Source organism: Devosia sp. RR2S18 (assembly GCF_030177755.1).
Lineage (GTDB): Bacteria > Pseudomonadota > Alphaproteobacteria > Rhizobiales > Devosiaceae > Devosia > Devosia rhizosphaerae.
Map to the genome: position 1 here is coordinate 2,819,737 of NZ_CP126539.1, position 13,614 is coordinate 2,833,350.

18 protein-coding genes and 2 riboswitches are annotated in these 13,614 nt (G+C 60.5%); of the genes, 5 read left to right on the top strand and 13 right to left on the bottom strand.

Features of this window, described 5'->3' with window-relative positions; translation table 11 throughout:
- Nucleotides 1-15: 15 nt before the first annotated feature.
- A riboswitch (FMN riboswitch) is annotated at nt 16-157 on the top strand.
- 98 nt (nt 158-255) lie between these two features.
- Nucleotides 256-1,218 carry a DMT family transporter gene (locus QOV41_RS13805; RefSeq protein WP_284577312.1) on the top strand — a complete coding sequence of 321 codons (963 nt, stop codon included), beginning with the start codon at nt 256-258 and terminating at the stop codon, nt 1,216-1,218.
- Between the two features lie 101 nt (nt 1,219-1,319).
- Entirely contained in the window at nt 1,320-1,574 is a 255-nt protein-coding gene (locus QOV41_RS13810; protein WP_284577313.1) for a hypothetical protein, read from the top strand.
- Here the strand turns inward: QOV41_RS13810 and QOV41_RS13815 are convergent.
- From QOV41_RS13815 to QOV41_RS13840, 6 genes are all read right to left on the bottom strand, one after another.
- Nucleotides 1,571-2,026, bottom strand: coding sequence for a MerR family transcriptional regulator (locus QOV41_RS13815; protein ID WP_284577314.1), 456 nt, complete (start codon nt 2,024-2,026; stop codon nt 1,571-1,573). The two genes, QOV41_RS13810 and QOV41_RS13815, sit on opposite strands and share 4 nt — an antisense overlap.
- 27 nt (nt 2,027-2,053) lie before the next feature.
- Entirely contained in the window at nt 2,054-2,365 is a 312-nt protein-coding gene (locus tag QOV41_RS13820) for an integration host factor subunit alpha (RefSeq protein WP_284577316.1), read from the bottom strand.
- 237 nt (nt 2,366-2,602) lie between these two features.
- Complete coding sequence (locus tag QOV41_RS13825; RefSeq protein ID WP_284577318.1) at nt 2,603-3,580, bottom strand: beta-ketoacyl-ACP synthase III; 978 nt, start codon at nt 3,578-3,580, stop codon at nt 2,603-2,605.
- Nucleotides 3,581-3,585: 5 nt separating this feature from the next.
- A complete protein-coding gene (gene plsX, locus QOV41_RS13830) occupies nt 3,586-4,647 on the bottom strand; it encodes a phosphate acyltransferase PlsX (protein ID WP_284577320.1) in 1,062 nt (353 codons plus the stop codon).
- An 82-nt stretch (nt 4,648-4,729) separates the two neighbouring features.
- Nucleotides 4,730-5,269: a YceD family protein gene (locus QOV41_RS13835; protein ID WP_284577321.1), complete on the bottom strand. Its 540-nt coding sequence runs from the start codon at nt 5,267-5,269 to the stop codon at nt 4,730-4,732.
- Complete coding sequence (locus QOV41_RS13840; protein WP_284577322.1) at nt 5,266-5,793, bottom strand: ubiquinol-cytochrome C chaperone family protein; 528 nt, start codon at nt 5,791-5,793, stop codon at nt 5,266-5,268. The genes QOV41_RS13835 and QOV41_RS13840 overlap by 4 nt, the downstream gene beginning before the upstream one ends.
- A 156-nt stretch (nt 5,794-5,949) precedes the next feature.
- On the opposite strand from QOV41_RS13840, the gene QOV41_RS13845 reads away from it, so the two are divergent.
- Nucleotides 5,950-6,402 (top strand): outer membrane protein assembly factor BamE, encoded by a 453-nt coding sequence (locus QOV41_RS13845; RefSeq protein ID WP_284577323.1) that lies wholly within the window; start codon nt 5,950-5,952, stop codon nt 6,400-6,402.
- Nucleotides 6,403-6,441: 39 nt separating this feature from the next.
- Here QOV41_RS13845 and nusB read toward each other — a convergent pair whose 3' ends face one another.
- The 7 genes from nusB to QOV41_RS13880 all read right to left on the bottom strand — a co-directional run bounded on the left by nusB (nt 6,442) and on the right by QOV41_RS13880 (nt 11,909).
- On the bottom strand, nt 6,442-6,936 hold the full coding sequence (gene nusB, locus QOV41_RS13850; protein WP_284577324.1) for a transcription antitermination factor NusB: 495 nt from the start codon (nt 6,934-6,936) through the stop codon (nt 6,442-6,444).
- Between the two features lie 33 nt (nt 6,937-6,969).
- Complete coding sequence (gene nrdR, locus QOV41_RS13855; protein WP_284577325.1) at nt 6,970-7,458, bottom strand: transcriptional regulator NrdR; 489 nt, start codon at nt 7,456-7,458, stop codon at nt 6,970-6,972.
- A 20-nt stretch (nt 7,459-7,478) separates the two neighbouring features.
- Complete coding sequence (gene glyA, locus QOV41_RS13860; RefSeq protein ID WP_284577326.1) at nt 7,479-8,780, bottom strand: serine hydroxymethyltransferase; 1,302 nt, start codon at nt 8,778-8,780, stop codon at nt 7,479-7,481.
- 119 nt (nt 8,781-8,899) lie between these two features.
- Nucleotides 8,900-8,981, bottom strand: a riboswitch (ZMP/ZTP riboswitch).
- A 50-nt stretch (nt 8,982-9,031) separates the two neighbouring features.
- Nucleotides 9,032-9,247, bottom strand: coding sequence for a DUF6898 family protein (locus QOV41_RS13865; protein ID WP_284577327.1), 216 nt, complete (start codon nt 9,245-9,247; stop codon nt 9,032-9,034).
- A gap of 75 nt (nt 9,248-9,322) precedes the next feature.
- Nucleotides 9,323-10,525, bottom strand: a complete 1,203-nt coding sequence (locus tag QOV41_RS13870) for a L,D-transpeptidase family protein (protein ID WP_284577328.1) — start codon at nt 10,523-10,525, stop codon at nt 9,323-9,325.
- A 294-nt stretch (nt 10,526-10,819) separates the two neighbouring features.
- Nucleotides 10,820-11,329: a transcriptional regulator LdtR gene (ldtR, locus tag QOV41_RS13875; protein WP_284577330.1), complete on the bottom strand. Its 510-nt coding sequence runs from the start codon at nt 11,327-11,329 to the stop codon at nt 10,820-10,822.
- 190 nt (nt 11,330-11,519) lie between these two features.
- Complete coding sequence (locus QOV41_RS13880) at nt 11,520-11,909, bottom strand: hypothetical protein (RefSeq protein WP_284577331.1); 390 nt, start codon at nt 11,907-11,909, stop codon at nt 11,520-11,522.
- A gap of 95 nt (nt 11,910-12,004) precedes the next feature.
- On the opposite strand from QOV41_RS13880, the gene hemB reads away from it, so the two are divergent.
- Entirely contained in the window at nt 12,005-13,018 is a 1,014-nt protein-coding gene (gene hemB / locus QOV41_RS13885; RefSeq protein ID WP_284577332.1) for a porphobilinogen synthase, read from the top strand.
- Between the two features lie 65 nt (nt 13,019-13,083).
- Nucleotides 13,084-13,593, top strand: a complete 510-nt coding sequence (locus QOV41_RS13890) for an RDD family protein (protein WP_284577333.1) — start codon at nt 13,084-13,086, stop codon at nt 13,591-13,593.
- Nucleotides 13,594-13,614: the final 21 nt, after the last annotated feature.

Genomic DNA, 13,614 nt, shown 5'->3' on the forward strand with positions numbered 1-13,614 from the left:
AGGGGTAACGCCTTGCATTGTTCTCAGGGCGGGGTGCGATTCCCCACCGGCGGTAAGGCGGCAACGCCAAGCCCGCGAGCGCCCGACGCAAGTCGGGGTCAGCAGATCCGGTGCGACTCCGGAGCCGACGGTATAGTCCGGATGAAAGAGAACGGGATAAGCGCTGTGTGTCAGCGCCCACGCCGATTACGGCTGGGCCTGCCATGCCACTCCTTCCCGTAACCCTGAGGAAACTGGTTACGGAAAGGACACGAGATGAACCAGATTTCCTCTTCCCGCAACGGCGCCCTGCTCGGCGCGCTGTTCATGCTCGGCGCAGGAATTACCTTCGCCATCACCAACATCGTCACGCCGATAGTCACCTACCAGATGGGCGTGCCATCCACCGCGGTGGTGTTCTGGCAGTATGTGCTGGCGACATCGGTGGCCCTGCCGCTGATCTGGAGGATCGGTTTTTCCAAACTCAAGACGCGGCACCCGGTGCTTCATGAAGCGCGGGCGTTCATTTCTGCGGTGGGCGTACAGTTCTTCGCGTTCGGCTTTGCCAGTGGTGTGCCCGTCTGGCAGATGGTCGCCCTGTCGATGACCGGACCATTCTTTGTTATCGCCGGTGCAACGCTCTTTCTGGGTGAGAAGCTCACCCCGCAACGGCTTGGTGCCGCAGTGGTAGGCTTCCTGGGGGCCGTGCTGGTGAGCCAAATCGGGTCGGAACAGTTCACCTGGGCCTCGGTGCTGCCGCTGCTCGCGGCCGCGTGTTGGGGCAGCGTCTCCGTCATCACCAAATATTTGACGCGCGACGAAGAGCCTGAGTCGCTCACGCTCTACATGCTGGTACTAATCACACCCAACCATTTCCTGATCGGCCTCCTGCTGGGTATGGCAGTGGCGTTGTTGCCCGCCGGGCTTTTGCCCGCAAGCCTTGCGACCGGCTTTGACTTCATGCTGCCGACCGGGGACGCTCTGTGGCTGATCGTTCTGCTTGGTGTGGTTACAGCGGGCGCGCAGTATTTCCTGAGCCTGGCGTACAACACGGCCGACGCCACCTATCTGCAGCCCTTCGACGACCTGAAGCTGCCTCTCAACGTCATCCTGGGATGGATCGTGTTGGGTCAGGTGCCCGATCTCCTGTTCTGGCCCGGCGCCCTGCTGATCCTTGGTGCCTCGAGCTTCATCCTCTGGCAGGAGGCGGACCATCGTCGTCGCCTTAGCTACGCATAAGTTCAAGTTGCCGCAGACAGGCGCCCTGCAGGTCCATGCGGGGCGCCTATGCTCTTTTCCCACGCTGTATTTAGGGTAGAAGGGCGACAAAGGAGCAAAGCATGGCACTCAAGAGCACCGAAGCGACCTGGTTTCGCCCATTGTGGCGCCGCATCGCGGTAACCGCATTCCTGGCAGTATGGCTCGCTTGGGAGTTGATCTGGACACAGGACAGCTTCTGGGCCCTGTTGGTGGGCGCCGCACTCGCCTACTCGCTCTACAACTTCTTTTATGCCTTCCCCAAGGAAGAGCCTGCTGCAGCGCCCGATCCCGATGCGGAAACGCCACCCCGCACCAGCGAGGAACGCCGGGACTAGGTCTCGCGCGCCCGCTCCAGGATGCGCTTGCATTCGAGCAACTCGCGCATCACGTCCGAGAGCTTATCGCGGGCTTCCTGATCCAGCGCCGGGTTCGCCGTCATTTGGGCCTCTTCCAACTCAGCCTCGTCACCGGCGGCCTCGGCCTGCTCGATCATCGGCAACAGGTCTTCGAGCGGTTTGCCCTCGCCCACCGCGATGACGTAGCGCGCCCCCTGTTCCTTGAGGATGCGCTGCACGCCTTTAATGGTAAAGCCTTGATCGTACAGCAAGTGCCGGATGCCGCGTAGCAGCATGACGTCCTCGGGGCGGTAGTACCGGCGGCCACCGCCGCGCTTTAACGGCTTGATGGTGGAGAATCGGGTTTCCCAGAAGCGCAGGACATGCTGTGGCAGGTCTAGCTCTTCGGCCGCTTCGGAGATGGTCCGGAAGGCGTCTGGGGACTTGTCCACTGGCCTATGAGACTCGCTGGATGCTGTTTAGTTTTCAGCACTAACCATAGATTTGTTGATCTTGGACTTCAACACGTTGGACGGTTTGAACACAAGAACCTGTCGGGGGAGGATCGGCACCTCTTCACCCGTCTTCGGATTGCGACCGATCCGCTCGTTTTTGGAGCGCACCTGAAAAGATCCGAACGATGACAGCTTGACGTTGTTGCCCGAAATCAGGGCTTCGCAGATCAGCTCCAGAACCCGTTCGACCAGTTCGGCCGACTCGGTGCGAGACAATCCGACCGTGCCATAGACTGCTTCGGCCAGATCTGCCCGCGTTACTGTCTTCTGCGTCATCCACACCCCCGTCTTGCCGAAAGGTTGGGATTCCTACTGGAACAAGCTCCTGCCGGCATCCAGCAAGAAGCTTGAGGTACGATCTCCGAGAGACCGACCCTGCCACAGGAATCCTTCTGCTCCGGTCAGCACCATTGGCACCGCAATACCCTCATGCGGTTGGCGTTGGCACCTATGTCCTCCACCCACAGGGACACTAACGCCTTGAAACGCCTAAGGTCAATCGGCGCTAACCACTTACCAGCGGATGAGCGAAGCGCCCCAGGTGAAGCCGCCGCCCATGGCTTCCAACATGACCAGATCGCCCTGCTTGATACGGCCATCGGCAACGGCGACGCTGAGGGCCAGTGGAACCGAGGCTGCCGAAGTGTTGGCGTGCACATCGACAGTGATGATCACCTTCTCGGGCGGCAAGCCGAGCTTGTTGCCAGCGCCGTCGATGATGCGCTTGTTGGCTTGGTGGGGCACAAACCAGTCGAGATCATCCACGGTGTAGCCACCGGCTTCCAGCGCCGCATAGACAACATCGGTGATCTTGCCCACGGCATGGCGGAAAACCTCAGGCCCCTGCATATGCACATGGCCAGTCGTGCCGGTAGAGGACGGGCCGCCATCGACATAGAGCTTGTCCCAGTGATGGCCATCAGAGCGGAGAGATGATGACAACACCCCCTGATCGGGAGCATCGTCCGCCAGTTCTACTTTCTCCATGACGACTGCACCCGCGCCATCGCCGAAGAGCACGCAGGTCGAGCGATCGGTCCAGTCCAGAAGGCGGGAGAAGGTTTCTGCCCCGATGACCAGAGCGCGGGTGCCAAGGCCATTCTTGAGGTAGGAGTCGGCTGTTGCCACGGCATAGACGAAACCAGAGCACACAGCCTGGATGTCGAAGGCCATACCGTGATGGATGCCAAGCTTCATCTGCACCAGGGTGGCCGCGGCCGGAAAGGTATAGTCCGGCGTAGTCGTCGCAACGATTATGAGATCGATGTCATCAGGAGTGACGCCCGCATGGGCCATGGCCTTGCGAGCCGCCTCGACAGCCAGATCGGACGTGAACTGGCCTTCTGCCGCAATGTGTCGTTCCTTGATGCCGACCCGCTGCTGGATCCACTCGTCGGAGGTTTCGACCATGGCTGCCAGTTCGGCATTGGTCAGCACCTTCTCGGGAAGATAGCCGCCTACGCCGCGGATGATGGATCGCGTTTTGGTCACGCCGGTTATGCCTCGGTTTCTCGGTTAGCGACAGCACTGGCTGCCTTGATGGGAAAGCGCTTGATAGAGTCCTTGATCTTCTCCACCAGGCGGCTGCGTCCCATTTCATATGCAAGGCCCAAGGCACTTTTGTAACCGATCTCGTCGGTTCCGCCGTGAGATTTGATCACCACCCCGTTGAGCCCCATGAAGACGCCGCCATTGACGGTCCGCGGGTCCATCTTGCGCCGCACGGCGTTGAGAGCAGAAGTGGCAAACAGCGCGCCGATCTTGCTCATCATGTTGGAGCGCAGTGCCTCCGAGAGATACTTGCCGACCTGGCGAGCGGTACCTTCCGCGGTCTTCAGCGCGATGTTGCCGACGAAGCCTTCGGTGACCACCACATCGACAGTGCCCTTGCCGATGTCATCGCCTTCCACGAAGCCATGGTAGCGAAACCCGTTGCCACTTGCTTCAGCGAGCACCCGCCCGGCCTCCTTGATGGAGTCGAGGCCTTTCACTTCTTCGGTGCCGACGTTGAGCAGACCCACGCTGGGCTGCTCGTCGTTGAAGAGACACCTGGCGAGGGCTGAGCCCAGTACGGCATAATCGACGAGTTGCTGCGCATCCGCGCCGATTGTGGCGCCCATGTCCAAAACGATGATATCGCGGCGCAAGGTGGGCCAGATCGCCGCTATGCCGGGGCGTTCAATACCTTCCATGGGGCGCAGGCAAAATGTAGCCATGGCCATCAGGGCGCCGGTATTGCCGCCCGAGATGGCAACGTCGGCCTCCCCATCCTTCACCGTCTGGATGGCCATCCACATCGAGGATGTGCCCTTGCCCTTGCGGAGTGCCTGGCTCGGTTTTTCGTCCATCGCGACGACCTGCTCGCAGTGGCGCACGACCGAGGCGGACTTGAGCTCGGAGAATTCATCCAGGAGCGGATGAATCTGCTCCTGCCGTCCGTGAAAGATGAACCTGACGTTGTTGCGCTCCTTGAGGGCAAGGAGGGCACCGTGGATCACCGCTCGAGGAGCGTTGTCACCCCCCATCGCATCCACAGAAATGGTAATCGTATCTGTCATAATCGCCCGTTCTGCGCCTCCGGCTGGAGGGCACGCAAACATATCCCATCAACCGGTCGGTGCAACCCTGCACCCGAGACGCCTATTCCGACGAGGGCTTGAGCTTGGCAAGTGCAGCAAACGGGCCACTTGCTTCGCCATCATCCTTAGCAGGGAGATCATCCAAGCTTTCACCCGGAAGCCGAGGATAGGGGTCTATAGCCAGGGCCAAGGTTTCGATCAGCAAAGCGCTGAGGTCGACCTCGGGGCCGTCCAGGTGATCGGGGAAATCCTCGTCCTCGAGATCCACAAAGACTTCCGAGCCCGGGGTCGGCTTTGAACCCTCAGCCTCAGGAAGAAACACGCGGTCAACCGGCTCATCGATGTCCTGGGTTACCGGCTCAAACGTAACAACGGAGGGCTGCACGAGCCGCGCCTTGATATGACCCTGGGCGCGAATTCCGCCGCGCAGAGGGACTACGGTCAAAGCTGCATCGAACGACTCGATGGCGCTGACCTTCAACTGTTCAGCCAGCGCTGCCCGCACCTCTTGATCAAGCGATACCTCGACCGAACGGCCGGTCGCCGGTAAGCGGTCAAGTCGAACAATGGCGTCAAAGAGCGGCGAGTTGGATGTGGTCATGCAGTACCCTCGAATCGAATGTCTCCGCTGGTGATCGAGTCTGCCGGCTGCGTAGCCAGGGCGCGGTCCTGCGCGAGCACATAGGTGGCCAATGCCTCCACATGGGGTCCGGTTTCCCCGTCGAAAACATTACGCGCAAGCACCGCCTCGAGTGCAGCCGCGTCATCGCGATCCATGGCTTCGTTCAACGCAGCGAGCAGGCCAAAGAAAATGTTCCCCATCTTCTTGATCTTCTTGGGAACGCCCAGGTCTCCTGCCCCCATCTCACGAAGCGAGCGATCCATGTCCTTGAAGAAGAGGTCGAAAACAGCTTGGCTGAAGTCCTTTTGCGGTCCTGACTGAGCCCGCAACCTGCGAAACAGCAGCGCCAGATGCAGGCTGATCATGTCGAAACGGCCAGTGACGGTGTCGGGGACGTGCCAGTCGGCGTAGAGGCGAGGCTGCCGGGATTGCGCCACAATGGCGCTATAGACGGCGTAAACCGGCTCGGCAGCAGTTTTCTTGCGAAACAGTGACAGGATCATGGGTGCGCTCAGCGTCTGGATCGGTCCAACTGGCGGGCAAAACAGCCAGCCGGACGTTTGCCAGCTTGCCAGAAGGCGTGGTTGGCAGCTACACATTCGGCCGCCATCGCCATGTGGTGCTGGCTATAGTCGAGAGCCATCGGGAAAGTCAAACTCATGCTCCTGCGTACTGTCTCTGGTCCTGTCGCGCCAATTGCGGCCGTTCTGCTTGGTCTGGCGCTCGCCGGCTGTGCGGGTACCAATGGGCTCGTCACCAAGCGGACGCAAGGCTATGAAATCTCCGACAGCGCGATGCAGCAGATCCGCCCCGGACAAAGCGAGCAGCTTGTCCGGCTGGTGCTTGGATCGCCGCAGTCGACCAACACATTCGGTGACCAGTCAGCCTATTACTATGTCGAGACGAAGGTGCGGCAGACCTCGTTCGGCTTGACCATGGTGGATTCGCGCACGGTGCTGGCGATCTACTTCGACAACAACAAGAAGGTTATCGACAAAGCGGTCTACACCCTACAGGACGGCAAGACGGTCGCCATCGAAACGCGCCGGACACCATCATTCGGTGATGACCGAACCTTTATCGATCAGATCCTGAATTCAGTCGGTATGTAAGCGGCAAGGTAGCCCCCCACATCGGGGGCTTTCCTTTGGCTATTTGGTCGCTGTTAGATCGTCGCCGGCCGCACGGGCGAGCGAGTCCAACGTCGCGTTGACCAGTCCCGAGGCATCGTCCTCGTAGAAGGCGCGCGCCACATCCACGTATTCGGTAATAACGACGCGCGCGGGAATATCCTTGCGGCGGAGGAGTTCGAAGCCCGCGGCCCGCAGAATTGCCCTTAAGGTGGCATCGACGCGTTCCATCGGCCAGTTGGCAGCAAGGGCCTGGTCCACCGCCGGATCAATCGCCAGCTGATGCTTGGCCACGCCAGAGACAATCTGCCGGAAAAAGTCGGCATCGGCCGGCAGGTACTGCTCGCCCTCGATCTCCCGACCAAGGTGGAACGAGCCGAATTGGGCCAGAGTGTCCTCGAGCGTCGCCCGGCCGACATCCATCTGATAGAGCGCCTGGACCGCAGCGAGGCGGGCGGCGCCCCTTTGATTGGCCGGGCGGAAAGCCTCCGGATCGCGTTTCGGTGCGGTGACCATGGGTATCCTGTTCGTGTGTCGGCGCGGGGCGACCTAGTCCTGAGACGATAGGCCGTCTGCATGCCTATCTTGTTCCGGGCCGAGATCGGCCAGGAAATTGCGGAAGTCGTCAGCGGCAGAAAAGTTCTTGTAGACAGAGGCGAAGCGAACGAACGCCACATCATCAAGGCCCTTGAGCCCTTCCATGACATATTCGCCGATCTGATCGGAAGTGACTTCGACGTCACCGAGCGATTCGAGCTGTCGAACAATGCCCGAGATCATGCGCTCGACGCGCTCCGGCTCGACCGACCGCTTGCGCAGGGCAGTGTAGACGGAGCGTGCGAGTTTTTCGCGGTCGAACGGGACCTTACGGCCGCTTTTTTTCACGACGGTTAAATCGCGCAATTGCACGCGTTCAAAGGTGGTGAAGCGGCCGCCGCAGCCGTTGCAGACACGTCGGCGGCGGATAGCGCCCGAATCTTCGGTCGGGCGGCTATCCTTCACTTGAGTGTCGTCATTGCCGCAATAAGGACAGCGCATTGTTACCTTTGAGCGTAGCGTTAGGCGTAGATTGGGAAGCGGGCGGTGAGCGCCTTCACCTTGTCGCGGACTGCGCTCTCGACGGCGGCATTGCCCTCATCCGAGTTGGCTTCGCGCAGCCCATCCAGCACCTCGACGATCAAAGCACCGATCTCTTGGAATTCCGCAACGCCGAACCCACGAGTGGTCCCGGCAGGGGTGCCGAGGCGAATACCCGAGGTCACGAACGGCTTTTCCGGATCGAATGGAATGCCGTTCTTGTTGCAGGTGATGTAGGCACGACCAAGGCCCTGCTCCGCCCGTTTGCCGGTGGCGTTCTTGGGCCGCAGGTCGACGAGCATCAGATGGTTGTCGGTGCCGCCGGAAACGACGTCGAGCCCCTGTGACTTGAGCGCCTCGGCAAGGGCGCGGGCATTGTCCACGACCTGACGGGCATAGGACTTGAACTCGGGCTGCAGTGCCTCCTTGAAGGCAACGGCCTTGGCGGCGATGACGTGCATGAGCGGCCCGCCCTGCAGGCCGGGGAACACCGCCGAATTGATCTTCTTGGCGATTTCTTCGTCGTTGCTGAGGATCATGCCGCCGCGCGGACCGCGCAAGGATTTGTGCGTTGTGGTCGTTACGACGTGGGCATGCGGGACCGGCGATGGGTGAACGCCACCAGCAACGAGGCCGGCGATGTGGGCCATATCGACCATGAGGTAGGCGCCAACAGAATCAGCGATCTGGCGGAAGCGGGCCCAATCCCAGATGCGGGAATAGGCGGTGCCCCCAGCTACGATCAGCTTGGGCTTGTGCTGCTGGGCGAGCCGCTCGACTTCATCCATGTCGAGGAGGTGGTCGTCGCGGCGCACGCCATAGGAGACGACGTTAAACCACTTGCCGCTCATGTTCACCGGCGAGCCGTGCGTGAGGTGACCACCGGAGTTGAGATCGAGTCCCATAAAGGTGTCGCCCGGCTGCAGCAGTGCCAGGAACACGGCCTGGTTCATCTGCGAGCCCGAGTTGGGCTGCACATTGGCAAACTGCGCGCCGAAGAGCTGCTTGGCACGTTCAATCGCGAGAGTTTCGGCAACGTCGACAAATTGGCAGCCGCCATAGTAGCGTTTGCCGGGGTACCCCTCGGCATATTTGTTGGTCATGATCGACCCCTGCGCCTCAAGCACAGCGCGGGACACGATATTTTCCGACGCAATCAGTTCGATCTCGTGCTGCTGCCGGCCCAATTCATTGCCAATCGCTTCGGCGATCTCGGGATCGATCTCGGCCAGCGAACTGGAAAAGAAGTTGGGAAAGAGCGAGGAAGATGTGGCGGCGCTCATGGGACGATGACCTCGCAAGTAATCGAGAGGATGGGCATAGCCGAGGCCTTATCATGGCGCGAAGCGCGATTCCAAGGCCAGGAAGATTGCTTTGAAGACATAGGGCTCCCCTGTGTGCGGATGGGCGCCCAGGCGAGCGGCTCTCTAGGTTCGCGTTCCCCGATGGTTACCCATCTTTTCTCGCCAGTAGCGCGAACGGCCGGAATATGCCGCAGATTGGGGAGGAGAGAAAGTGAAAAACGCGCGAGCGATCAGGCAAACTTGCCGCGGGGTGCAGGGGCTGGCGCCGGCTCGGGTTTAGCCAGGGCACGGCGAAGCTTGGCGAGAGCCAGTCGCTCCATGTGACCACGCGCGGCATTAAGTGGCGCGATGACCACCACCTCGGTCCCCGTCGCTTCATCGATGGCGGCGACGCGCATCTGCTGGCCCATCTGGACGAATTCGAACAGGACCGCACCGTCGCTCATGAAGAATCTCCGTAGGCGGAGATTAGCGGGTCTGGACGAGGGCGGAAAGGCCTGCGACCGTTCCGCCCTGCCCCGCTAGGCTTCGAAGGTAACTTTGCCCTGAGCGTCGAACTGGTAGACGTCATCCCGGAAGCTGACGGTACCCTGACGATTGGCCCAGGCGGTGATGTAGGTCGTGTGGATCGGCACGCGCGCCTGGCACTCCACGTCGAGACGTTCAAGCGAAGCGAAGGTGGTGTCGACCCGGGCACGATCCCAATCGCCATTGTCACGCAAGAGCCAGCTAACCAGGTCAGCGACATTGTCGACGCGAACGCAACCCGAAGAGTGGAAGCGGGCATTTTCGCCGAAGAGCTCCTTGCCGGGCGTGTCGTGCAGGTAGCAATCGTAGGGATTGTAGAAATTGATTTTGCAGTGGCCCATGGAGTTGGCCGCCCCCGGCTCCTGGCGATACATGTAGTTGATCGCATTGCCAAGATTGGTCCAATCGATGGAAGCGGGCGAGATCTCGTTGCCGCTGCCGTCGTAAATATGGATATTCTGCTCGGCTAGATAGTTGGGGTTTTCCAGCATGTACTTGGTCAAATCCTTCTGAACCAAGGACTTCGGGACATGCCAATAAGGATTGAAATTGATCTGGCTGATCTTGCTGGCCATGATTGGCGTGGCGCGATCCACGCGGCCGACAACGGCGGTGTGGCGCTGCTCAACCATGCCGTCATTCACCGCCTCGATCGTGGCAGCCGGAATGTTGACGACAACATAGCGTGGGCTGAGTGACGACGCCGTATTCTGGACGCGCGTAAAGTTGAGATAAAGCTGCTGCAGGCGCGTGGCGGCCGGAACCGACAGCGCATACCAGGTCGCCTCATCCACCTGGCCGTTGACGATCAGGCCATGACGGGCCTGGAAGGTGCGGACACCACGGTCGGTCTCGGCATCGAACAAATCGTTGACGTTCTCGACGATGGCCATATCGTTCGAGGAAATCAGGCGACGCTTGAGGGCGATCACCGGACGACCATCCTTGCCCAAACTCAGACCATAGGCTTCCTGCGGAATCTCTTCCCAGCCGCCATTGGCGACGAATGGCTCGTATTGGGAGATGGCGAGCTGCAGATTATAGGCTGTGTCGTAGGACAGGATCGGCTCGTTGGTCGCGATCAGCGCCTCGGCGGCGGCAGTATTACCACCCTGATCGACGTCGCGCAGCACGCGCTTGCGCGAAAACATGTCCCAAATGGACTCGCTTTCCTGAGCGCGCACAATGGCAGGCATTGCGATTGTCGCACCACCCACGGCGAGTGTGCGAAGGAGAGAACGTCTATTTAGCCGCATCGAAAGTCACCCAATTCGTCCCTGCCAGGCAGGCATTTAGATACCATCTCGTCCGGCGCGCTCACAACGCGGTCAACCGCATGTGAACCTGTTCAGACTCTGTCAACTACGCTTAGGACGAGAACGGTTTAAACCAGGTAACGGCGTGGCTTTTGTTTGCGGCACAAATAAGAACGTCGGCCGTGCGGCCGACGTTGTTGAAGCTGTTGTGGCAGGCCGGCAACAGTTAAGTTGCTAGAGCTTGTAGAGGATCTGATCGACCCAGAAGCGCTCAAGGCGGGCCAGAGCCTTGTTGAGACCGTCGAACTCGTCGTCGCCCAGGCCACCGACCTTGTCGATCGATTTGAGATGACGATCATAAAGTTCGTCGATCACTTCGGCCACTTCTTCGCCCTTGGGCGTCAGCTTGATGCGGACCGAGCGGCGGTCGGAGCGGGAGCGCTCCTGGAAGATGTAACCCGTCTCCACCAACTTCTTGAGGTTGTAGGAAACGTTCGAGCCAAGATAGTAGCCGCGGGAGCGCAGTTCGCCGGCGGTCAGTTCGGCATCGCCGATGTTGAACATCAGCAAGGCCTGTACGGGGTTGATGTCGTCCCACCCCATGCGGTCGAACTCGTCCTTGATCAGATCGAGTAGCCGGCGGTGCAGGCGTTCGACACGCGAAACAGCCTCCAGATAGAGCGGCTTCAGGCTGCGGGTCTGTTCAGGAACCATTGCCTCGGCGGCGTTGGATTTGATTGCCATTTTTGCCTCACTGTTCTCTTCGTCTGTGCGATTTTTCGCATCTCATGGGGCTAAACTACGGCGCCCCGACTAAGATCGCCCTAAGCAGTACGCTTAAGAGCATCTTACTGAAAGGCAATGGGAATTTGGCTTTATTCTTCGTTACACCAGTGCAGAAAATTGTAACCTTACCAGTGTGTGGACGCCTTCGTCAGTCGGCAGCCCGGGCGCGACGGATGCGGACACTCAGCACGAATATGATGAGAATGGCGGCAAGAAGGACCAGGCGAACGGCAAAGCCAATAGCGGACATCTGAACGTCCGGGCTGCCCATAAGGTAGAATAGAAGCTCGACGCAGGTGGAGCCCACCAGGAGCACCGCACCCCAGCTTGCCTTGATCCAGAGACCGACGGCGGCGAAGAGGCGAGCCAGGGCGAAGATCGCCAGATAGACAAACCCCGCGGTGCCAAGCTCAGCGATGGGACTGACTGCTCCTAGGTTGACTCCCAACAATCGGGCAGCGTCATTGAGACCCAGCGCCAGACTGATCATCGCGACGATGCGGATATAGATCCCGAAAGGTTGGGCATTGAGGTGCATGGCAGCCTTCTAGTCCTCGCCTGCCGATGCGACAAGCGGGTGCTTGGAGGAACGTAGTGGCGCTGCTAGACCCGTGCGCAGCAAGGAGACCGATGATGGCCGAGCAGTGGGACAAGCACGACATGAGCTTCCTGGACGGACGGCGCCTGCGCCGGCCGCGGCGCACGGCCTGGAGTCGCGCTATGGTGCGCGAAACGGTGCTGACCTCAGCCGACCTTATCTGGCCGCTCTTTGTTATCGAGGGGCAGAATGAAAAGACGCAGATCCGCACCATGCCGGGGGTGGAGCGGCTGAGCGTCGACCTTTGCGTGCAGGCAGCCAAAGCGGCACGCGACGCCGGCATCCCTGCTCTGGCCTTGTTTCCCAACACACCTGACCACTTGCGCAGCGAGAGCGCCGAAGAGGCGTATAATCCCGACAACCTCATGTGCCGGGCGCTGTCGGCCATCAAGGATGCCGTGCCGGAGATCGGACTGATCGCGGATGTCGCCTTGGACGAGTATTCAGCCAATGGCCAGGATGGGCTGGTGCGCGACGGCGAAATCCTCAACGACGAGACTATCGCCGTCATGGTGCGCTCCGCCCTGGTGCAGACCAGGGCTGGCGCCGATATCATTGCACCATCCGACATGATGGATGGGCGCGTCGCGGCACTGCGCGCGGCTCTGGATCAGGAGGGATTCGAGCAGACGCAAATCATGGCGTATGCTGCCAAATATGCCTCCTACTTCTACGGGCCATTCCGGGAAGCGGTGGGATCGGGAAACCGGCTGGTGGGCGACAAGCGGACCTACCAGATGGACTACGCCAATTCCGACGAGGCGATGCGCGAGATCGAGCAGGATCTGGCGGAGGGGGCCGACAGCGTCATGGTCAAGCCGGGGCTGCCCTACCTCGACATCGTGCGGCGGGCCAAGAGCGAGTTCAACGTCCCCATCTACGCGTACCAGGTGAGCGGCGAGTACGCGATGATCGAGATGGCGGCGGCGGCGGGCGCGATCGACCGCAAGGGCGCCATTCTCGAAAGCCTTTATGCGTTCAAGCGCGCCGGGGCAAACGGGGTGTTGAGCTATTTCGCCCTGGAGGTCGCCCGCGACTTGGGCGCCTAAGCCACGATCCGATTTTGTTGCGCACGATACTTGCGGCAGGCGCGAGCCATAACGATGTTGATGGCATGAACCAGAGCCAGACCATGTTGCCCGATCCCGCTACCGCTCCCGAGCTGTTCGAGGGCGTGCTGACGCGACGCGCCTTTGCCTTTGTGATCGATACGATTATCATCACCGCAATGGTGGTGGGCTTCAGCTTTATCGGCCTGATCGCAGGCTTTCTCACCTTTGGCTTGGCCTGGGCGGCCCTGATCTTCGTGATCCCGCTTTCCATCATTCTCTACTATGCGGTGACACTTGGCTCCCCCAAGCGGGCGACCATCGGCATGCAGATGATGGATCTGGTGCTCACTCCGACCCGTGGCCAGCCGTTGGACGGCTGGATGGCCGTGATCCACGCCGCGATCTTCTGGGTGACCGTCTGGATCTCCTGGCCGCTGTCGCTGCTCTTTGCCCTCTTCACGCCGCGTCGGCAGATGATTCACGATCTGATCGTCGGCGGGCTGATGGTCCGCCGGTCGCCCATGGTTCGTCATTGGCAGGACCATAGCTTCCGCAACCAGGCGGCCTATTGAGCCGTTGCCGACGGGGGCTGG